Raw genomic sequence first — 21832 nt, forward strand, 5'->3', positions numbered from 1 at the left:
AACATGCTAAGATCCACGTTACTCTTTACTTCTATGGCACTGGTGATCAGTGTACCTGTGCTTGCACAACCTTGCTCAACTGGTGAGAGTGAGATGGTGGTGAACATTGTATCTGACGCTTGGCCTGGTGAGATCAGTTGGAATCTTCAATTGAACGGATCCACGGTTCAAAGCGGCACTGCTGCTGGTGCTTCGTTCTGTGTTGAGGACGATCAATGTTTGATCTTCAACATGCTGGATAGTTATGGCGATGGTCTAACAGGTGTTGGCGGATATACCGTAACACTTGGCGGGGTAGTTGTTGCAAGCGGTGGTGCCGCTAATGGCAATAATTACACCTATAGTCAGACCACGGAATTGAATTGCCCTCCAGGCTTCAGTTGCAGCAATCCTTTAACAGTTGTTGAAGGCGCCTATTCAGCACCACACGCCAATACATGGTACAGTTTCACCGCAACGGTCAACGGGTCTTATGTGATAACCACCTGTGGTCTATCGAGCTGCGATACGCGTATATGGGTATATGACCATTGTACGGGGTTGGTTCCGGATAATTCACCAGCGGGTACCATGTACTTTGCCGATGGCGGATGTAACACAGGACCTCAAGCCGAACTCTTTGCGAATTTGGCCACTGGCGATCAAGTTTGGATCCGTATCGGTGATAACGATGGTGCTTGCAATGGCGCTGCGATCGATTGGTCGATAAACTACTTCGGGCCTATCACTGGATGTACGCAATTCAACTCGTGCAATTACGACCCATTGGCCACAGTGGATGATGGCAGTTGCATTATGTGGGGTGATCCACTTTGTCCTGATGGTCCGGACCTGACCGTGGATCAGAACCGTTTGTTGACCTCGTTGAACCTAAGCACCACAACCGTGGAAGAAGGTAATTGTTACATCGCTGAAGGCTGTTTGACCGGTTACGGAGAGCGTGAGATCTTGCGCTTCAGCACGCGCATCGCCAACATTGGCCAATTGGACTATTACATCGGCACTCCTGCTGCGAACCCTGATCAATTCGAACTCGTGAATTGTCACGGACACGTGCATTATAAAGGCTATGCGGAATACTTGCTGTACGATATGGATGGTCAGGAGCTTTCCAATGGTTTCAAGAATGGGTTCTGTGTAATGGACATTGATTGCAACGGTGGTGGCACAGGTCAGTATGGCTGCGGCAATATGGGGATCAGTGCTGGTTGTGCAGATGTTTACGGCAGCGGTACCAGCTGCAACTGGTTGGATATCACTGGCATTCCTGAGGGTAATTACACAATGGTGGTTCGGACCAATTGGGACAATGACCCGGATGCGCTAGGCCGAATTGAAACCGATATCTACAATAACTGGGCACAGCTCTGTTTGTTCATTGATCGCACCCCAACACTGGTAGTTACGGTGGACACGGTCTGCGATCCTTATGTCGATTGCCTTGGCGAGATCTACGGATCTGCTCAATACGACTGTATGGGCGATTGTGCCGGAACAGCGTTGATCGGAGATCTGAATACGGACGGATACCAGAACAATGTGGATGTGAACGAATACCTCAACGGTATCATGGGCAACGACCTTACGCCATTGCCATGCACGGATATTGATCAGGATGGTAACATTACCGTAACGGACGCCGCGTTGATGGCGTTCTGTAACTACTGGAACACATACAACCACCCACCGGACAGTGCTGCAGTACATGACCATTGCAATTTCCCGTTCAATGAGATCATCAACCCGAATGACAGTGTGACATTCACCATTGGAGCAATGAACACGAGCGAAGGCTGGATGGATATCCACGTAAAGAACACGCACCGCAAAATGCTAGGGTATGAATTGATGCTGAGCGGCATTGCGATAACCAGCGTAGAGAGTTTGTACGATCCGGTTGCGTATCCCGCAACACCTTCATGGTCATTCGGCACCGGTCATTTGATGTGCTTGAGCCAGGTCGATTCGTTGATCCAGCGTGGACCTGACTTCAAACCATTGTGCAGGGTCCATTTCATCAATCCTGGTTCAATGATCTGCATTGACCAAGTGATCGATGTGGTGAATGAGAACTACCATAACTCGATCAATATTTTGGAGAACGCCTGTGCTACTGTTACAGGTGTTGGTGATCTCGGTGTTGAACAAGGCATACGTGTATTCCCGAACCCATTCACCGATCAGACCACAATGCTTTATCCACCTGCAGGACAGTCCGTGACCTTGCGTGTAATGGATCTACAAGGACGTTTGGTGCAGCAACAAGTTGATGCCAGCGGAACCGGAAGGTTCACCATTGAGCGACGTGGCATGGCCGCAGGTGCGTACCACTACCAACTGAGTGGAGCAGTGAACGGTGCAGGTAAAATGCACGTGGAACAGTAAGTCACTAACAACATTTACAGTACGCCCGAAGAGCAATTTGCTTTTTGGGCGTTCGTGTTTCCAGACCACGGAATATGCATTCGTTCGAACATACACTATCTGCTGATGAATTCGGGCCTTCAGCCCCCAGAATGAACATTGCGCCTACCAGCCCATGACGTTGTCATGAACAGGTAGCTGTTCGACATCCAACCCGATCCATCAATCCGGGCTGCTTCCGTTGAACCACATGAGGAACTTTCGTTTCATGGGCAGCTCAAAGGCCAGATACACCGCAATAGCGATGAGTATGAGCAACGTTGAGTAGATCGCGATCTCATGCAAAGCCAACGAGGCAGAACGCAATCCATGAGAGTACAACATGAAGACGGGAAATTGAAGAAGATAGATCGCGTAGCTGGCATCTCCCAACAATACGAATGGCCGCTTGCTCAATATGTTGGTGAGCTTGTTCTTGCCAAGCGCTAATCCGGTTATCAAAAGGAAAAATGCTGGAACCGCTCCACCATTATGCGCAGTTTCCCGCAATGGACCATCTCCTGTGTAGATCACAGCTATAGTGAGCACACTGCCCAACAGTAAAGGAGTTGACCATCTTGAAGCCTCAGGCCTATCAGCCATGTAGCGAATGAGCATTGCACAGACACAGCCAGCAGCGAACGTGCCGATGTGGAGCAGTGGGAAATAGAGAATAAATGGTCCAGAAACATCCAAGGAGGTCGTAGCAGAACGAAGAAAGACCTCGATCAGGACATTACCGATCCAGATCACTACTAAGAAGATCGAGACCCTCACAGATCCGAAGGCCAGAACAATAGTCGCGATCAACGGAAATATCAGGTAGAACAACAACTCCACGGATATGGACCAGCCCGGATAATTGATGGCCAAGCACATCTCCGGGAACCAAGCATGCAGAGCGAAAAGTTGAGCAATGATCGCGTTACCCCGAGGCAGATCACCGAAATAATAGGCCTGAAGGCAAAAGGTCAGAATGAATGCCAACAAATAAAGCGGAGCAATGCGTGCGAGTCGCCTCAACCAGAATTTTCTCACATCGAGCGGTTTTCCCAAATAATTAATACCCAATACGACGCCGGAGAGGAAGAAAAAGAAACTCACGGCCACAGAACCTTCCGCAATGATGCTGTGGAGAAAAGGATAGCCGGCCTCGAAGGTCTGTTTCCCATAATGGTAGAACACCACCAACATCGCAGCCACGAAACGCAAGAAGGTCAGTTGAGGGAGATACATGGCGGATCTTAAGCTCATTGTTCACCAACGTACCTGTGGGAAACCGAATAATACACGACGACAACGATCATTCAACGACCTCGGTCTTTGTTATTCTGGCTAATCCTTTTGCAGCGGTCGCTCTCACTTTATTCTTGATCAAAGGAGACCAACCCAATAGTAACCCGGGTGTTCCCAATGCTTGCCGCGACCATTTCCAAAAATCGAACTCATCCAACTGACGAAGGATCAAACCATTTTTCATCTCGAAGGATGAAACCACTTCGTTGTGTACACTTCGCCCTGTGCGGCTGAACGTGTAATGCGCTTCCCATTCCGCTTTACCGTTCGTTCCAGACTCTTCCAGCACGGAAAATCCGATCCGCAGGTCTGTGCCGTTGGTCAGCAACATCTTCCACATGGCTCTAACACCGGCGGCGTCCAGATCAGGAAAAACGGGATCACTGAAATGAGCATCCGGATGGTAACATGCACCCATGGTAGCCCAATCGCGATCCTGGAATGCGGAATAGAATCGATCCAATACAGCCATGGTGCAAGATAGGCAGGGCATCTTTCATGCGCCGTATCATTTGGGTTCGTACATGGCCAGTGGAGCCAGATCTTGCGTCCGCCGAATATCCACTTGGGAATCCGCGAAACGGGCGAAATGCTTCCAGCACATATTGCTTCAGCACCTTAGCTTTCGGCAATGAAGTCGACTATTGCACTCTTGCTCTTGCTCTCCGCTCCATTATTCTCCATAGGCCAATGTGATACGGTTGCCATCGCCAATACCGACTGGAGCGTTACCTACGTGGACAGCGAAGAACTTACAGGCGAAGGAGCGAACAACGGCCATGCAGTAAACTGCTTCGACAATGATTCCCTCACCTTCTGGCATACACAATGGCAAAATGCAAACCCACCGTTTCCGCATGAGATCCATCTCGATCTGGGCACAGTGCATGCGGTGAACGGGATCTCGCTTCTCTCACGCGACGCTAGCGCTGCCGGAAAAGCCAAGAACTTTGAGTTGTACCTGAGCATGGACGGAGCCGACTGGGGAAACCTGCAATCCGCTGGTGACTTCACGTATGCTGACCTCAATGCCGGTGCCCAACGTGGCTCTGCTTATTTCGGAGCGGTGGATGCGCGTTATGTGCGGCTGGTGGTAAACTCCAGCTACTCTACCGGTCCTTATCTGATGGTGGCCGAGCTGAACCTCTTTGAATATACCGGTACTGGATGTGCCCCCACGGGTCAGTCGAACCAGATCACCTCCATCGATCCGATCGCGGACCAAAGCACTACTGCGCCCGATCTAACACTGAACGGATCCGCTAGCTCTGGACTTCCAGTTACCTATTCAGTCGTTTCCGGACCAGCTACCGTCGCAGGTTCTACACTCACTTTGGACGGTACCGCCGGAACAGTTACCGTGCGTGCCGAACAAGCCGGCGATGCAACGTGGTATCCGGCATCCGCTACCACAATTTTCAATGTGCTTGACCTTTCAACCTATGACCCGGTGATGAGCGTTAAACTCACGGAAGACTACCCGATAGAAATGCCCCAACTTCACGCTTACGCATTGTATGCCACCGCCAGCATCGATGAACCCGGCTTCAACAGCATTAGCAGTGTAGTGTTCAATGTCGATGGCACAGACCTGACTGCCGCAATAGAAAATGGCGCTTATACCGCGTGGTGGACTCCGAACGCTTATGGTGTGCATGCAATTACGGTCACGGCTACTGCCAGTAATGGGAACAGTACCTCCGAGACCCTCAACATCGATGTGGTGAACGTTGCTGCTGATCAAACGGTTGCCACCTTCGATGCAGGCGTGATCAACTTCGATGGATCGGGTAGTTCGCAGTGGTATACTGGGAGCTACACCCTCCCGCAATCGGTGGGTGCGTACGACCACATCATTGCGAACCTAAGTGTCACCTGCCCAAGCGTAGCGGGCGGCTGCGATGATTGGGACCGCGTGGCCTGGGTGGAAGCGAAAGCACCGAACGGGAAGTGGATAGAGGTCATCCGGTATGTTACTCCGTATGGTGTGGCTTGCGACCATAGCATCGACGTCACGGATCTCGCGTCCATCCTGCAAGGGAAAACCGATATCCGTATGTTCATCGAGACTTGGGGCACCGGAGGTTGGAAACTTGACCTGGACTTCACGTACGAGGCCGGAGTTCCAGCATACCTCTACTCCACCGTACAGGAAGTGTGGCACGGCAACTACAATTTCGGTGACCCAACGAACCTGCAACCCATGGACACTGTGGGGTTGGCACCGGGCACGGGAACAGAAAGTGCCAGTATCCGGTTAGTTACCACCGGCCATGGATGGGGGCCAACCAATACCGGTAACGCCGCCGAATTTTACCACGCCAACCATAACATTATCGTGAACGGTATCCACAGCTTTCCGCAGGATCTGTGGACAGATTGCAACCCCAACCCGGACGGTTGCTCACCTCAGAGCGGCACTTGGCAGTACGATCGTGCCGGCTGGTGTCCGGGAAGCATTGCACCGCCGTTCGAGTTTGATGTAACGCCCTATCTCAGCGAGGGATCATTCGCACTATCGTACATCTTTCAAGAGAGCTACATGGATCTCTGCAACCCCGGTAACCCGAATTGCATAAGTGGTACCACCTGCTCTGATTGCAACGATGGATATAACCCCTACTACCGCGTTGGCGGATACCTCATCAGCCGGGGCAACATGCCCAATGTTGTGGGGATAACAGCACCGGCAGCACTAGAGCAGGAGAACAGCATGACCATCAGCCCTAATCCAAGTGACGGGCATTTCACGATCCAACTGCAAAGTGAATTAGGCAGATCCGTGGTGACCGTGCATGACATCTCCGGCAAAGCGTTAAAAACCTATTTCTTCAACTCCAACGCCCAATTGGCGAGCTATGGTTTTGACCTTTCCAACTTGGCACAAGGCACATACTTCGTGAAGGTGCAGAACGAGAACACCACGTTGGCAGGGAAAGTAGTTGTGCGGTGAAGAGTTGGGCAGATCGTGTTCGTGCGACCGGACATGTGCACAAACAGTTTTAAGGCTATCGAATTAGATCTTGTGCAATGCAGAACTACCACACCTATTCCGTAAAGGTTGAATGGACCGGTAATAAAGGCACAGGGACTGATCATTATCGCAGCTACAACCGTGATCATGTGATCCGCATTGAAGGCAAACCGGATATACTGGGCTCGGCCGATCCTACTTTCCGTGGAAACCCCGAACGCCACAATCCCGAAGAAATGCTCGTTGCGGCGTTGAGCACTTGCCACATGATGAGTTACCTGCACGTATGTGCGATCGATGGCGTAGTCGTTACAGCATACTCTGATCAAGCCACGGGTAGTGTGGAGACTTTTCCTGATGGCAGCGGACGCATGACGGAGGTGATACTGTATCCACGGGTGACCATTGCGGATGCATCCATGCGCGAACGTGCCAGAGAACTACATCACAAAGCGCACGAATTGTGTTTCATTGCGAACTCGGTGAATTTTGAAGTGCGTTACGAAGACGATGTGATCGTTTGAAACAGCGACCCGGTTGGTTACGGTAACACGAAACACTACAAGAATTTCTTCGAGTAGAACCTGAACGTGATGTCCATCATACGTAGCTGGAAGACCATTGGTGATCTGCAACTGATCAGTGAGGTGTGATCCACGTACGATCCTTGATCGTGGAAAACTCAACCCCATCTACCCCACTCTTGTCGGGTAACTTCGTAGCCCTTCCAAGGCCCCCTTCCCGTTCATGAAATTCTCGCACCTCCACGTCCATACGCAGTTCTCACTTTTAGATGGTGCGGCCAGCATACCGGCGTTGTATCAAAAGGCGGCAGACGATGGGCAACCCGCGTTGGCGATCACGGACCACGGCAACATGTTCGGGGCGTTCAAGTTCGTGGCAGAAGCCGGGAAGCACAAGAATCCCGATGGTACGCCCAAGGTAAAACCGATCGTCGGTTGTGAGTTCTACGTGGTGAACGATCGCCATAAAAAAGCCTTTACGCGTGATGATAAGGACAAGCGGTTCCATCAATTATTATTAGCTAAAAATGCCGAGGGCTATAAGAACCTAAGCAAGTTGTGTTCGCTCGGTTACATGGAAGGCTTTTACAGCAAGTACCCACGGATCGACAAAGAATTGGTGGAGAAATATCACGAAGGATTGATCGCTACTACTTGCTGTTTGGGTGCGAGCGTGCCGCAAGCGATCATGCGCGGTGGCACCGACCTTACGAAGGCCGAAGAAGAATTCAAATGGTGGTTGGACCTGTTCGGCGATGACTATTATGTGGAGATCCAGCGGCACGGAATTCCAGAGCAGGAACAGGTGAACGCAGTTCTGGTGCAGTGGGCGCGCAAGTACAATGTGCCCATCATCGCCAGTAACGATAGTCACTACGTGGATCAGCAGGATGCAAATGCGCACGATATCCTGTTGTGCATTAACACCGGTGAAAAGCAAAGCACTCCGAAGGCGAATGATGGCGATGATGAAGTGAGCCAAAAAGGCAAACGCTTTGCATTTTACAACGACGAGTTCTTCTTCAAGACACAAGCGCAAATGGGAAGCGCGTTCAGTGATCTGCCAGAGGCCTTGGACAACACGAACTTGATCGTGGACAAGGTGGAATTACTGAAGTTGAAAAAAGATATCCTGCTACCGAACTACGAGATCCCAGCGGGTTTCACGGATCAGGATGAATACCTGAAGCACCTCACCTACGAAGGCGCCATTAAACGTTACCTCGGCGATGGTGTATCGGGCATCGACTCTCTTGACCCGAAGATCAAAGAACGGATCGACTTCGAATTGTTCACCATCCGTACGATGGGATTCAGTGGATACTTCCTGATCACTCAGGATTTCATCAACGCCGGCAAAGCCATGGGTGTGTTGATCGGTCCAGGTCGTGGTAGTGCAGCTGGCAGTGTAGTGGCCTATTGCACGGGTATCACCAACATCGACCCGATCAAGTACGATCTGCTCTTCGAGCGATTCCTCAATCCGGATCGTAAGAGCATGCCCGATATCGATACGGACTTCGACGATGAAGGCCGGCAGAAAGTGATCGATTACGTCGTCAACAAATACGGTAAGAACCAAGTTGCGCAGATCATCACGTATGGCAGCATGGCGGCCAAGAGCAGCATCCGCGATGTGGCCCGTGTTATGGACCTGCCGTTAGGAGAAGCCGATCGCTTGGCGAAGTTGGTACCGGAGCGACCAGGAATTGAATTGGGTCGACTGCTCCGTGCTCCCATGGAAGGCGCTGGATCATTGAAACAGCGCGAGAATTTGAACAGCGATGAGCTCGCGAACGTGAAACAATTACGTGAGATCCTCGAAAGTGGCGAACCAACTGCGGACGTGCTACGCGATGCCGAAAAGCTGGAAGGCTCCGTCCGTGGCACGGGTGTACATGCTGCGGGTATCATCATTGCGCCGAGCGATCTAACTGAGATCCTTCCTGTGTGTACATCGAAGGAATCAGATCTCTTGCTCACCCAATTCGACGGGCGCGTGGTGGAAGATGCAGGGGTCATCAAGATGGACTTCCTTGGTCTGAAAACGCTCACGATCATCCGTGATGCGTTACGGATGATCGAAGCCAACCACGGCATCACGATCGACCTCGATAATATTCCATTGGACGATCCGAAAACATTCGGCATCTATCAACGCGCGGAGACCAACGGCACATTCCAGTTCGAGAGTGCCGGCATGCAGAAGCACCTGCGCGAGCTGAAGGCCGACCATTTCGGGGACCTCATCGCCATGAACGCGCTGTACCGGCCGGGTCCAATGGAATACATACCAACCTTCATCAAGCGGAAACAGGGGTTGGAGGACATTGTGTACGATCTGCCGGAGATGGAGGAGTTGCTCAAGGAGACCTACGGTGTAACGGTTTACCAGGAGCAGGTGATGTTGCTCAGTCAGAAGTTGGCGGGCTTCACCAAAGGCGATGCGGACGTGCTGCGCAAAGCCATGGGTAAAAAGGACCGTGCCACGTTGGATAAGATGAAGGGCAAATTCCTGGAAGGCACAACCGAGCGGGGATTTGATTCTAAAGTTTGCAACAAGATCTGGACGGACTGGGAGGCATTTGCACAATATGCCTTCAACAAATCGCACTCCACCTGCTATGCTTTTGTGGCTTACCAAACGGCATGGCTCAAAGCGAACTACGCACCTGAATTTATGGCGAGCGTGCTTACACATTCACAGAGCAATATCGAAAAGGTCACGTTCTTCATGGAAGAATGCCGCAGCATGGGCATCAAGGTGCTTGGGCCCGATGTGAATGAAAGCGGCTACCAATTCGCAGTGAACAAAGCAGGTCAGATCCGGTTCGGGCTAGGCGCGGTTAAAGGCGTTGGCGAAGCGGCAGTGGATGCCCTCGTTGCCGAACGAAGTGGTGAAAAAGGTCCATATACGAACGTCTTTGATCTGATGCGCCGCGTGAATCTGCGCAGTGCCAACAAGAAAGCGATCGAGAGTCTTGCTTATGCGGGTGCGTTCGATGAATTGGGCATTCAGCGTGCACATTTCTTTTACACAGCCGGTGAAGGCAAACCGACCTACATGGAAAGTTTGATCCGTTACGGTCAACAACATCAGGATGGAGTGGAAAGTGCACAGGTAAGCATGTTCGATGCCGTTGGCGATGGATCAGCTTCCATACCGGAACCTACCCTACCCGCCATTGAGCCGTGGAGTGCATTGGAGCAATTGCACTACGAAAAGGAAGTGATCGGGTTCTACCTCAGCGGCCATCCGTTGGATGATCATCGGCTGGAGATCAAGTACCTGTGTACCGCAAACCTGCTCGATCTAAAAGAACTGGAAAAACTAGCCGGTCGTGATATCACCTTCAGCGGCATCGTCACGAAAGCAGAACACCGCACGGCCAAGAGCGGCAAGCAATTCGGCATACTCGCCGTGGAGGATCATTTCGGTACGCACGAGTTCATGCTTTTCAGCGAGGACTACCTCAAATTCAAACTTTACTTGGTACCGGGCACGTTGCTGTTAATGAAAGGCAGAGCAAGCGCACGTACGTGGGGTCGGGATGAAGGCCAAATGGAATTCAAGCTGACCAGTATCGACCTGTTAAGTGATGCACGCGACAAATACATTACCAGGGTCAATTTGAAGATCGAGGCTGAGCGGATGACCGATGCAATAGCTCAAGAACTTGGAACCCTATTGAAGGGATCTCCGGGTAAATGCAAAGTGAATCTGCACGTAATGAGCAAGTACGAAAATATCGCCATTGATGCGCCCAGCAAGAGTTTGACCGTTACCGTAACGGAGGAATTGGTGCGAGGGTTGGATGGGATCACAGAGGTTGAGTGGGGATTGAATTGAGGGTCCGCAATTCCTATATTTGGTGAAAGCCAAAGACGGTTCAGAAGCGTTCGGGAACATCAATTCCTAGCAGCAACTATTTTGCTACATACCGAAATAGCTTTCCAGATCCATCACGCTGTGAGGAACACCGATAATATCGATGGTCTGTTCCGTGATCATGTAGAAGATCACATGCTTGCCTTGGTTGAACGAATAATACCCTTCTTTTATCTCTGGTCTATGACGGCCGTCGTAGCAATTCTTGGCTAGTGCCTGGATCCGTTCGTATAGTTCGCCTAGGTATTTGTCTCGTTGGTTGATACCCAAAAGTTCCTCGGTATACCTCGCGATAGCAAGTAGGTCGGAATCTGCGTTCTCGGTGATCCGATATGAACGCTCCCGCGTTTTCATTTCGAACGGCCCAACAAACCCTTTAACGAACTATCCTTCACGAATTTTCCGTTCTTGGCATCACTCTCTCCTTGCGCCAAATGACCGCGCAGGGCATTCAACTTTTTGTCGTGATCCTCCATAGCACGCAACGCCTCACGCACAACCTCGCTTACTGAGCCGTACCTCCCGGATCTGATCTTCGTTTGGATATATTTCTCCCAATGACTGCCTAAACTCAAGCTTGTTGATGCCATGGTATTCTAATTCTGGTTTGCTCAAAACTACGCAAAATGAATATACACCTAAGCAGTCGAGGCTAAGCGGATGACTGATGCAATAGCTCAAGAACTTGGAACCCTATTGAAGGGTTCACCAGAAAAATGCAAAGTGAATCTACAGTTGGTGAGCAAGCACGAAAATATCGCCATTGATGCGCCCAGCAAGAGTTTGACCGTTACCGTAACGGAGGAATTGGTGCGGGGGTTGGATGGTATAACGGAGGTTGAGTGGGGATTGAACTGACAGTATGGCAAGGTACTTTCCATGGCAAGGATCTTGTCAGGGGGGTGTACCTTTGCCGACACCAAGGCGATGAAAACTAATTGAGGTTGTAGGCTCTATTGAAGCAGAGTGCATCACCTTTACACGATTGAATCAAAACCAACCAGGAGTAAATACCGCTCTAAACACAGAACATGGCACTCGAATTCACAGATAGCAACTTTGAAGAACTCGCATTGAAAAGCGACAAGCCCGTACTCGTAGACTTTTGGGCTGAATGGTGTGGCCCTTGCCGCATGGTAGGTCCAGTAGTAGAGGAACTTGCAAAGGAGTACGAAGGCAAAGCCGTAGTTGGCAAAGTAAACGTTGACAATAACCCACAGACCGCGATGAAGTATGGCATCCGTAGCATCCCTACCATCCTGTTCCTGAAGAACGGAGAAGTTGTAGACCGCAGCGTGGGTGCTGTGCCCAAAGCGCAACTGGCTGGTAAGCTGGACGGGCAATTGGCGTAAGACTTCCTTGAAATTCTAAACAGAGCGGACCCTGTCTTTTGGCAGGGTCCGTTTTTTTTGGCGGAGAATTAGTTCAAGGGAACTGCACCGCTCTTGTATTGGTAGGGTTCACTCCACCACTGTTCAGAAGAAAGGGATCACGGTCATTGCCTTATCTTGTGTATATGATCTTGCTATTCATATCTACGCGTAGATCCTTTCCGTCTACATTCAATACCTTTCGGCTTATCAATAAAACAGCACTGAACATGACAGAGAAGAATCAATCTGTAAACGGAATGCACCTCTTGCTTTGTCTTTCCGTGCTTTCTAGCTCTGTCTTGGCGCAGGACTGCGACCCATTGTTAACGCTGGGTTCCATCGCTGATCCTGGTGCATACACTGTTGCGACGCTTACTGAGTCTGATGGCATAAGAAATGGCCCGGACTATTCAGGGGCTACCATCTACTACCCTACTAACGCAACACCTCCTTTCGCTAGTATTGCCATTGTTCCTGGATACGTGTCGCCGCAATCGTCGATCCAAGCTTGGGGGCCTTTCTTGGCTTCGCATGGCATTGTGGTCATGACCATTGGTACCAATAGCCTCTTTGATGATCCGTATGCCAGAAAAGATGCGCTCTTGGATGCCATCGTTACGATTGCTGGAGAGCACACCCGACCGGCTTCTCCGCTTCTGGGCAATATGGACCTCGATAGAATTGCCGTTAGTGGTTGGTCCATGGGTGGTGGTGGTGCGCAACTTGCCGCTGCCGCAAACCCAACTTTAAAGGCCGTTGTTGCACTGTGCCCGTGGTTAGATGGCCAGACCACCGCTGCTGATCTTAATCACCCGGTTCCGGTTTTGATCTTCAGTGCGGAGCTGGATGCCATTGCTCCTCCAGCATCCAATGCCGATATTCATTACGGTTACACACCCGAAACAACGGACAAATTATTATTCGAAATAGACAATGCAGGACATACCGTAGCCAACAGTCCGACAGGAGGAGAAGGTCAAGTAGGCCAGATCGCGCTGTCCTGGTTAAAGCAATACTTGATCGGTGACGATTGCTATTGTCCATTACGGATCGATACGCCTTCGACAGCATCTTCCTACATGACCAATGTTACATGCCCAGCGATCTCTACAGCTACGGATGACCCTACAGCTACAAGTGCCATTTCATACCGGGTGTACCCTACTCCTTGCCACGAAAGTCTCTACCTCGAAGTTGCGCATTTCAGTGACCGAATGACGTACGAAGCGTTTTCGGTTACCGGTGCAAAAGTCTCACGTGGGCGTGTTACGGGGCAAACAACAACCATTGATGTTCAAGCCCTACCCTCCGGAGCGTACCTGATGAATGTGATCACGCCACAGACTTCAGAACAGATCAAGTTCATTGTGCAATAAACTACCTACCGATTTGTCGTGAATGAAAGTGGATTACGACTATGTCATCATCGGAAGTGGATTTGGAGGTTCGGTAAGTGCCTTGCGGCTGTCACAAAAAGGCTATAAGGTCCTGGTGGTTGAAAAAGGAAAATGGTACACCGCAAAAGACTTTCCAAAGACCAATTGGAATTTCAGAAAATGGCTCTGGCTGCCGAGAATACGCTTCTTCGGTATCATGAAGCTAACCATCTTCAGGCATATTGCCGTACTCTCTGGCACGGGCGTAGGTGGAGGATCGTTGGTCTATGCCAACACGTTACCCATTCCAAAAACCACCTTCTTCAAAACAGGAAGTTGGAGCACCCTGCACGACTGGGAAAAAGAACTGGCACCCTATTACAAGTTGGCATTGAAAATGCTTGGCGCGGCCAAAACACCCAAGTTGTTCGATGGAGATATTGCGCTCAAAAATGTAGCCAAAAAATTGGGTCTGGATGATAAGTTCGACGCAACCAACGTAGCCGTTTATTTCGGAGAAGAGAACGTCACCGTGGCGGATCCCTATTTTGATGGCCAAGGCCCGGAAAGAACCGGTTGCAACTACTGCGGAGCATGCATGACCGGGTGCAGAAACAATTCCAAGAATACGTTGGATAAGAACTACTTGCACTTGGCTCAACAACACGGAGTAGAAATACTGGCCGAAAACGAAGTATACGATGTGCGCCCGATCAAGGATGCAGCTGGAACCAATGGTTATGGGATCGCGCTAAAGACCAGCACGAAATTGATCACCAAGCGCAAGAAGATCACCAGTAAAGGCGTGATCTTTTCAGGAGGCGTTTTGGGAACGGTTAAACTTCTGCTCAAGTTGAAGAAGACATCGTTGCCGAACATCTCTGATAGACTGGGCCAAGACATACGGACCAATAATGAAACCCTGGTGAGTGTTTCGAGCCTTGAAAAAGACACCAACTACTCGAAAGGTGTGGCGATCGGAAGCATTTTGGATACCGATGAAAATAGCCACCTGGAAGTAGTTCGATACGCTGAAGGTTCCAACGCCTGGAAACTCGTGCATATACCCTACGCTACGGGCAATAATGGATTCACGCGGCTGTTCAAGGTACTCGTGGCTTTAGTGCGATCACCGATCAGGTATTTAAAGATCTATTTCGTGAACAGATGGGCGAAGAAAACCGTGGTTCTCCTGTTCATGCAAACTTTGGATAGCACGCTTCGGTTCAAGCGGAACATATTCGGGTTGATGAGTTCAACGGTCAGTACCGGCAAAAAACCCACACCATTTATAGCTGAGTCCGTGAAGTTGATCAAGGAATACAGCAAAGCAGTGAATGGCGTGAGCACCTCATTTGCGTTGGAAACAATTGCAGGGATACCCTCAACAGCACATATCCTAGGCGGTGCAGTAATGGGTGAAGACGCAACAAAAGGAGTGATCGACAAAGACAATAAGATCTTTGGCTATGCCGATCTCTATGTAATCGATGGTTCCATGATCTCCGCTAACCCAGGAGTGAACCCAGCCCTTTCGATAACGGCCATTGCAGAGCGGGCAATGGATCAAATACGGGCTAAGAAGGAGTTGGTTTAGTTTGGTGCAGTGGCTTGAAAACTAGTGCGGTTTTCACCTCCGTTAGCTACCATGCTCTTGCTTAGATCAAGAACTCGTAAGTTGCTATATTTGAGGACAGCCTACTGGATACCAGACACTTGATCAAGGACCAGATATAGTACTATATGATCTTGGTGATCATATCCAATCGTTAGAACCACCACTCACGGAAACTGCGCCGCTCTTATAGTGGTAGGGTTCACACCACCAATATTCAGAAGAATGGGATCACGGTCATTGCCTAGGCCTGTGTACTTGATCTGGCCGTTCATATTCACATCGCTTGTTGAGTAACCGACCACGGTATTGGTTGGTACGACACCTCCAATTTCCACAAGGATCAGGTCGCGATCATTGCCTAGGCCCGTGTATTGGATCAAGCCATCGTGGCTTACATCACCCGCCCAAAGCGTGTAGGTGCTTCCTTCCAATTTCATTGGATCGATACCATAGGCCTGCACACTTCCATTGGAAAGATCGATGCTCGTAGTCTGCGTTGCGCTTATGTTGTGCGAGGAATTGGTTACCACACCCAAGTGATTGCGATGCTTAATGATCACACGATACTGTCCAATGGGTACTATGAATCTGACCGGCGAAACACCATCCATATCAACAACGTCTCCATCACGTTGCAACAAGGCGTTCCGGGTTGCCACAATATCCGCTTCGGAGCCTGAAGGACTAAGCGCAACATAGACCCAATCCACTATGGCATTTGCTCCGGGCGTATTCAGAACCGATTGTACCGTTGCTTCACCACCGCCACCAACTTGCACAAAGCCAAGCGCGCTGTAAGGTTCGGTCAATGGTAAGAGGCTCATCGTACGCAATGCATCGCTCATCAGGGCACTGCCCACTTCAAAGGGTCCATCAAGAAAGACCCGCGCATTCAGTTTGGCAGGAGGCACGTAACACACCTTCAATTCCGGCCAAAGTTGCGAGTCTGGATGATCACTGGAGGAGAAGATCATTCTTCGGTAGTGGTCCGGAGAACTAATGGAGAACTGAAACCCGTGACTTATACTTGGATCCAGCACCATGTCGTGTACCAACGTGGTCACATCGATCCCGAGGTAATCCTCGAACGGCGCGGAGGACTCGGCTAAAGACACTTCGCCCGCAGTGGTAACAGTTGGTTTGTTATTCCACGTTACGGTTTGTTCATTCCATGAACTGGTGATCCTTTGCAGCTTGGAGGCGTTGGATCCGGAGAGCGTTGAATGACCACCATCCACGGAGGTAGGATTACCATACAAGGAAAGGTCAGCAGATTGTACGCTAGATCCGATTGGTATACTGCTCATGTCGAATTCCATTAGGGCATTCGTCGTACCAGAGGATCCGAGCCAGGTCCATTCCATTGCATAATTGCTCGGCCCGTTTCCATAGTTTGTAGTATTGGTAGGGCCGAAAGGACCATTTTGATCGTTGAGGAACCAGACAATGGCATCCTTGCCTTCGGTCGGTCCGGGCTTCAGTATCAGCTGTGCCGAACCATTGTTCGGTAATAGATCGAATGCAACGGAGAGTGTATCATCCAACGGGTATCCTTCACCAACGGCCGCACACCATACCTCCAACACGTGTGGCCCGACCGATGCATTTGGTAGAGCTATGAAGGTATAGGTAGTATCATCTCCGGGTAACATGGTGCCGATGATCATCTCACCCACTGCGGGTCCGCCGTCCAAGCTGAAGTTCACAGGCAGATCCTGTATGGGGAGGGATCCGTTATTCTTGAAGTTCACGGTTACCTCATTCGGTGGTGTTCCACAGGATCCCAGAGTTCCGGGCATCGGGTTCACCACATGTTGGCACGTAGCATTGGTACCCGCTGGAGGCACGTAACAGATCTTCAATTCGGGCCATTTCATCGGATCCGGGTGATCACTGGATGCAAAAACAAGCGCACGGTAAAACTGCGGCGTTATGGTGGAAAGTTGGAACCCGTGGCTATTTGCAGGGTCCTGTACCATATCGTTCACCAGATCTGTCACATCGATATTCAAATAATCCTGATCGTTCGAAATGGACGGTGCCAAAGCCACTTCATTCGCAGCGGTGAACGTGGGTCTGTTATTCCAAGTAACGGTCTGTTCATTCCAAGCGCTTGTGATCCGCTGCAGCTTGGCAGCATTAGATCCTGAAAGCGTGGAATGTCCGCCGGTTGTAACGGCAGTATTGCCGTATAGTGATAACGAACTTGAGAGAATGGTGGATCCGGCGGGGATACTGCTCAGATCAAATTCCATAAGGCTATGAATTCGACCCACGGAACTGTTCCAAGTCCATTCCAACGCATAGTAATTTTGGTTTACGCCATAATTGGTGGTGTTCGTGGGTCCGAAGGGGCCGTTCTGGGTCGTCAATAACCAGATAGTAGCATCCTTGCCGTCAAGAGGACCAGGCTTCAGTGTAAGGTTCAGTCCTCCAGTGTTCTGAACTGTATTGAACGATACGAGCAGGGTGTCATCCAACAGGTAACCTTCACCAACAGCAGCGGTCCAGACCTTAACGGCATGTGGTCCAAGGCTGGTTGCATTCAACGGTGCCAAGAAGGTATACGTGGTGTCAGTTCCAGGCTGTAGCGCGCCTTGGATGGTTTCATTCACTACGGTTCCAGCATCTAGTCGGTATCTCACCGGTAGATCAACAATTGGTTGGATCCCATTATTCCTGAAATTCACTTTTACCATATCGGGTGGCGGTTCACATGCACCCACCTGACCGGTAACTGGGCTTAGGATCTGGTTACAAACGGCATTAATGTCTATAGGCAGATCGAACGCTTCCGTCTGGTCGCTTCTACTATAAACCGATCCCTGATCTGCGCTGTAACCAAGACCGCGACGCGCGAATGCGGTATACAGCAACAAGTAATTAGCACCACCGTTATTGATCTGATCAGCAAGCAGGATCGCATCCCGAGCATCCACAAAACCTGGGTTGCACGGCGTAAGTTTCATGCCATCGATCACCAACTGTATGGCCATGTTGTTCCCTCCGGTTCCGTTGTAGATATCCGGATCATAGCCGTACTGATCGATCAGATCCCACGTAACTTCCCAAAGGATGGTACACCACACAAAGCCGATCCCGTGCGGCACACTTACGCCACTGTTCGTATTGCCATACGTGTAATTGTTCACTGAAAAGGAGGTGCTGTAAGGCGACGGTCTTATCCCCGGTCCTGATATCGGCTCACCAACCACGAACGTTCCCATTCCTCGGGCATCCGGACCCATATCGCCGGGTTCCATGGTCATCATCATCGCCAAAAAATCGCTCCAACCCTCCCCCATTTGTTCGTTGTTCGACAAACAACTGGTATTGCTGGCACCACCAACCAAACGGTTGCTGACCCCGTGACCATATTCGTGTGTAATAACACCATTGTCAAGATCGCCATCGATCTGTGGTGAACCATCCCAAAGGAACATCTGCATCCGCGGCAGCGCGCCATCCGGGGGTGTACCGAAGTTCGCATTGTTAGTACCACTTCCGTCCTGGGCATCGGCTTGCACATAGTCGTTCCCTAGCCCACCGTTGCCGTAGTTATTGCTTTGGAAATTTCCACTCTGCTCATCGAAGCCATATTGGTACAGCACATCATGAATGATATTGTTCCAATAGAACAGATTGGTAACGGCGGCGTCGGTGTATGTACTCGGCTGTTGTGTAAGGTTGATCGGGAAGTTGAAATCCAGTGTTGCTGATCCATTGGGACTATACCCTGTTCCATTGTTACCGTTCTGATCTTCTTGTGCATGAACGTTATTCCCGCGTGTGATCGTGTACTCCGCTCCAGGCGCACCATTGGTATCGTGCCAACCATAGGGCGAAGCGTTCAGCGCTGCATTCCATGGTGAATTCTGAAGCGAGCGCGGCCCATGCGACGGGCTTTCCGTTGGCCATGAATACACGTTGTAATCGTTAGGTTCGGGTGGTGCAAATGGCGACTCTGGTAAACACGGTTGATCATTATGCGAAGGATGATCAAAACTGCATTGGGCAACCATATCGTTCCGATCCAGTTCCGTACCTGTAGATGCATCGATCCGCACCTTCCACCAGTGACTTCCATCCGGCAATTGGAACTCAACGTCCCATACCAGGAACACCTCTTGATCCTTTGCCAAATACATGAGCTGCACATTGATAGGTCCATCCGTTGAAGCAACGTCAATATAACTCCAACGTTTGCGATCAGGATCATGCTTATCCAGTTGGGTCGTGCTAAAAGTGAGTCCTTCCCTTTGGAGCACTTGCGACATAGCCTGCTCAGCAGAGAATGAAGGCGTAACCGAATTTACTTTCTCAGCCAACCCTTTCACCGCACCATTATTCAACGCGATCAGTTCGCCGTTCTGCTTCGTGTGTACTGCAATATCACCATTGAACACTTCGATACCACCGTGCCGTTGGCGCAAGAATGTGTGTATTACAGCGCCGTTGTGGGAACTGTATTTGTCACGTACCACAAGATCAGAAAGGTCTTGGGGCGTAAACCCTTTGGGCACCAATTCAGCCTCAATAAGTTTAGTGATCATTGGGTCAACCTGCTGAGCGACCAACAACGAAGAACAGCCTATCGCAATGCAGAGCAGAAGGCATCGAGAGTTTGGGATCAATAACATTTGGTGGTTCTGGAACATCGTTGAGAAGACGTGATCTCTGGTCAGGGTTGCCTTTCACGCGACCAATGCCCATGGATACGAGGCAATTTAGCGCATTTTGAAACATACATCTCCGGTGCCATTAAAGTCGTGTCACATCATGAACGGAACGGACCTTGTCTTTTCGCAGCGATCCATTCTATGTTTGGAAACTGAGTCATTTTATTAGAAAATGACCACTGTGAGCATATTCGATCGATGACGATTCCAAATTCTACAGGTCATTCCCGCAGGGTACCTTTGCGCCATGCCGATTGAGCAGAAACACATACAGGCGTTAAGCGCACTCGAGTTCAAAGCGCGGCAAGTGGTCGAGGGCTTTTTGGCGGGGTTGCATAAGAGTCCGTTCCATGGCTTCAGTGTGGAGTTCGCGGAGCACAGGGCGTATAACCAAGGTGAAAGCACGCGGCATATCGACTGGAAGCTTTACGCGCGAACGGATAAGCTCTACACTAAGCGGTACGAGGAAGAGACCAACTTGCGGTGCCAACTGGTGGTGGATACCAGCAGCAGCATGTACTACCCCGACAATTCGGTCGCCGAGCGGAGTCGAGGTGCCCGAATTGAGTTCAACAAAGTGGAATTTGCGGTACACGCGGCGGCTGCGTTCATTCAATTGCTCCGCAAACAGCGGGATGCTGTTGGTCTCACCACATTCAGTGATTCGGTCCACATTGCCGAGCAAGCGCGCAGCAACGCGGTACACTTGCGGCATTTGATGCAGCATTTGGAAGATATACTATCCGTGGATGCGCCATCACGCGGCCAAACCACATCCGTAGTAGAAGCTTTGAACGACATTGCTCGTAGAGCGCACCGTCGCAGTTTGGTGGTGATCCTTAGCGACATGTTGGACGGGCAGGATCGCGAAGAAGAGGTCTTCGATGCGTTGCAACACTTGCGCTTCAACAAGCACGATATCATTCTCTTTCACGTGGTGGATCGCAAACACGAGTTGGAATTGGACCTACAGGACCGCCCCTACACCTTCGTTGATGTGGAGACGAAGGAGGAAGTGAAGGCGCACCCCAGCGAGGTTCGTGATGCGTACAAGGCCGCGATGAAGGAGCGATGGCACCAACTGAAGTTGAAGTGTGGCCAATACCGGATCGACCTGGTGGAAGCGGATATCAACAAAGGCTTCGAGCCGTTGTTGTTGGAATTCCTAACGAAACGAGCGCGGCTTTACTAGCCTGTTTTCAGGTCACCGTTTTTTTACTCGCTTTCGCTAGTGGATTGAATTTCAGCGTTTGCTGCAACCAATACTTCAGTGCCTTGTCATTTTGAAACCCATCCGGCGTAACGAAAATATAGCCTTTCATGGGTCGCCCGGTGAAATCCATTGGTAAGCATTCCGGCTTCTCGATCTCCTTTTCGTAGGCTTCCTCCCCTATTCGTGCCATCAACAAGCTATCGCCGTACTTTTTATCGATGTGGATCCCGCAAAGCATTTTGTTATCCACTTGAAAGAGGTGACCGCCCATCATATCCTTACTTGTGAAATCAACGCTGAGGATGCTCAGCACGTTCTTGATCCGTTGGGCAAGCAGTTCATCGTAGGCCATGTGTTTGTATTTGAAAGCTAGTTCTGAGATCCGACATCCGTAGTGATCGCATCTCGTTTTGGGGAAATACCATGCAAGATCGCCTTCGCTGCTTCAAGTTGATCATTCAGAAGGTTCACTACCCCCATGTTCAAT

At 50.4% G+C, this 21832-nt stretch carries 15 protein-coding genes; 9 read left to right on the plus strand and 6 right to left on the minus strand.

All coding sequences use genetic code 11. The annotated features are described in order from the left end of the window. Positions 1 to 3: 3 nt before the first annotated feature. On the plus strand, positions 4 to 2385 hold the full coding sequence (locus tag IPF95_16580; protein MBK6476302.1) for a T9SS type A sorting domain-containing protein: 2382 nt from the start codon (positions 4 to 6) through the stop codon (positions 2383 to 2385). A 201-nt stretch (positions 2386 to 2586) separates the two neighbouring features. Here the strand turns inward: IPF95_16580 and IPF95_16585 are convergent, their stop codons facing one another. Together IPF95_16585 and IPF95_16590 are read right to left on the minus strand one after the other, a co-directional pair. After that, positions 2587 to 3657, minus strand: coding sequence for an acyltransferase (locus tag IPF95_16585; protein ID MBK6476303.1), 1071 nt, complete (start codon positions 3655 to 3657; stop codon positions 2587 to 2589). Positions 3658 to 3706: 49 nt separating this feature from the next. Then, positions 3707 to 4171, minus strand: a complete 465-nt coding sequence (locus IPF95_16590) for a nuclear transport factor 2 family protein (protein MBK6476304.1) — start codon at positions 4169 to 4171, stop codon at positions 3707 to 3709. A 159-nt stretch (positions 4172 to 4330) separates the two neighbouring features. Between IPF95_16590 and IPF95_16595 the strand changes: the two genes are divergently transcribed. The 3 genes from IPF95_16595 (at position 4331) to dnaE (ending at position 11047) form a co-directional block, all read left to right on the plus strand. Continuing rightward, positions 4331 to 6652, plus strand: a complete 2322-nt coding sequence (locus IPF95_16595; GenBank protein ID MBK6476305.1) for a discoidin domain-containing protein — start codon at positions 4331 to 4333, stop codon at positions 6650 to 6652. A 77-nt stretch (positions 6653 to 6729) separates the two neighbouring features. Continuing rightward, positions 6730 to 7197, plus strand: coding sequence for an OsmC family protein (locus IPF95_16600; GenBank protein MBK6476306.1), 468 nt, complete (start codon positions 6730 to 6732; stop codon positions 7195 to 7197). Positions 7198 to 7420: 223 nt separating this feature from the next. Then, entirely contained in the window at positions 7421 to 11047 is a 3627-nt protein-coding gene (gene dnaE, locus IPF95_16605) for a DNA polymerase III subunit alpha (protein MBK6476307.1), read from the plus strand. Positions 11048 to 11131: 84 nt separating this feature from the next. Here dnaE and IPF95_16610 read toward each other — a convergent pair whose 3' ends face one another. Next, positions 11132 to 11440, minus strand: a complete 309-nt coding sequence (locus tag IPF95_16610) for a type II toxin-antitoxin system RelE/ParE family toxin (GenBank protein MBK6476308.1) — start codon at positions 11438 to 11440, stop codon at positions 11132 to 11134. Then, complete coding sequence (locus tag IPF95_16615) at positions 11437 to 11676, minus strand: type II toxin-antitoxin system ParD family antitoxin (protein MBK6476309.1); 240 nt, start codon at positions 11674 to 11676, stop codon at positions 11437 to 11439. Before IPF95_16615 ends, IPF95_16610 begins: the two co-directional genes overlap by 4 nt. Before the next feature lie 70 nt (positions 11677 to 11746). On the opposite strand from IPF95_16615, the gene IPF95_16620 reads away from it, so the two are divergent. The 4 genes from IPF95_16620 to IPF95_16635 all read left to right on the plus strand — a co-directional run bounded on the left by IPF95_16620 (position 11747) and on the right by IPF95_16635 (position 15432). Then, a complete protein-coding gene (locus IPF95_16620; protein MBK6476310.1) occupies positions 11747 to 11944 on the plus strand; it encodes a hypothetical protein in 198 nt (65 codons plus the stop codon). Between the two features lie 173 nt (positions 11945 to 12117). Continuing rightward, a complete protein-coding gene (trxA, locus tag IPF95_16625) occupies positions 12118 to 12438 on the plus strand; it encodes a thioredoxin (GenBank protein ID MBK6476311.1) in 321 nt (106 codons plus the stop codon). Positions 12439 to 12686: 248 nt separating this feature from the next. Continuing rightward, positions 12687 to 13835: a T9SS type A sorting domain-containing protein gene (locus IPF95_16630; GenBank protein ID MBK6476312.1), complete on the plus strand. Its 1149-nt coding sequence runs from the start codon at positions 12687 to 12689 to the stop codon at positions 13833 to 13835. Between the two features lie 22 nt (positions 13836 to 13857). Continuing rightward, positions 13858 to 15432, plus strand: a complete 1575-nt coding sequence (locus IPF95_16635; GenBank protein ID MBK6476313.1) for a GMC family oxidoreductase — start codon at positions 13858 to 13860, stop codon at positions 15430 to 15432. Between the two features lie 185 nt (positions 15433 to 15617). On the opposite strand, the gene IPF95_16640 is transcribed toward IPF95_16635, so the two are convergent. Further along, a complete protein-coding gene (locus tag IPF95_16640; protein ID MBK6476314.1) occupies positions 15618 to 20006 on the minus strand; it encodes a M36 family metallopeptidase in 4389 nt (1462 codons plus the stop codon). A 373-nt stretch (positions 20007 to 20379) separates the two neighbouring features. On the opposite strand from IPF95_16640, the gene IPF95_16645 reads away from it, so the two are divergent. Continuing rightward, entirely contained in the window at positions 20380 to 21324 is a 945-nt protein-coding gene (locus IPF95_16645) for a DUF58 domain-containing protein (GenBank protein MBK6476315.1), read from the plus strand. Positions 21325 to 21331: 7 nt separating this feature from the next. On the opposite strand, the gene IPF95_16650 is transcribed toward IPF95_16645, so the two are convergent. Next, the gene (locus tag IPF95_16650) at positions 21332 to 21697 is read right to left on the minus strand and encodes a TfoX/Sxy family protein (protein ID MBK6476316.1); all 366 of its coding nucleotides are present in this window, start codon (positions 21695 to 21697) and stop codon (positions 21332 to 21334) included. Between the last annotated feature and the right edge of the window lie 135 nt (positions 21698 to 21832).

It is taken from the genome of Flavobacteriales bacterium, from assembly GCA_016704485.1.
Taxonomy (GTDB): domain Bacteria; phylum Bacteroidota; class Bacteroidia; order Flavobacteriales_F; family PHOS-HE28; genus PHOS-HE28.

Coding starts and splice junctions, on each gene's coding strand:
- IPF95_16640 (MBK6476314.1), bottom strand. CDS start 20,006: ATGATCACTAAACTTATTGAGGCTGAATTGGTGCCCAAAGGGTTTACG.
- dnaE (MBK6476307.1), top strand. CDS start 7,421: ATGAAATTCTCGCACCTCCACGTCCATACGCAGTTCTCACTTTTAGAT.
- IPF95_16595 (MBK6476305.1), top strand. CDS start 4,331: ATGAAGTCGACTATTGCACTCTTGCTCTTGCTCTCCGCTCCATTATTC.
- IPF95_16580 (MBK6476302.1), top strand. CDS start 4: ATGCTAAGATCCACGTTACTCTTTACTTCTATGGCACTGGTGATCAGT.
- IPF95_16620 (MBK6476310.1), top strand. CDS start 11,747: ATGACTGATGCAATAGCTCAAGAACTTGGAACCCTATTGAAGGGTTCA.
- IPF95_16610 (MBK6476308.1), bottom strand. CDS start 11,440: ATGAAAACGCGGGAGCGTTCATATCGGATCACCGAGAACGCAGATTCC.
- IPF95_16600 (MBK6476306.1), top strand. CDS start 6,730: ATGCAGAACTACCACACCTATTCCGTAAAGGTTGAATGGACCGGTAAT.
- IPF95_16615 (MBK6476309.1), bottom strand. CDS start 11,676: ATGGCATCAACAAGCTTGAGTTTAGGCAGTCATTGGGAGAAATATATC.
- IPF95_16650 (MBK6476316.1), bottom strand. CDS start 21,697: ATGGCCTACGATGAACTGCTTGCCCAACGGATCAAGAACGTGCTGAGC.
- trxA (MBK6476311.1), top strand. CDS start 12,118: ATGGCACTCGAATTCACAGATAGCAACTTTGAAGAACTCGCATTGAAA.
- IPF95_16635 (MBK6476313.1), top strand. CDS start 13,858: ATGAAAGTGGATTACGACTATGTCATCATCGGAAGTGGATTTGGAGGT.
- IPF95_16630 (MBK6476312.1), top strand. CDS start 12,687: ATGACAGAGAAGAATCAATCTGTAAACGGAATGCACCTCTTGCTTTGT.
- IPF95_16645 (MBK6476315.1), top strand. CDS start 20,380: ATGCCGATTGAGCAGAAACACATACAGGCGTTAAGCGCACTCGAGTTC.
- IPF95_16585 (MBK6476303.1), bottom strand. CDS start 3,657: ATGAGCTTAAGATCCGCCATGTATCTCCCTCAACTGACCTTCTTGCGT.
- IPF95_16590 (MBK6476304.1), bottom strand. CDS start 4,171: ATGGCTGTATTGGATCGATTCTATTCCGCATTCCAGGATCGCGATTGG.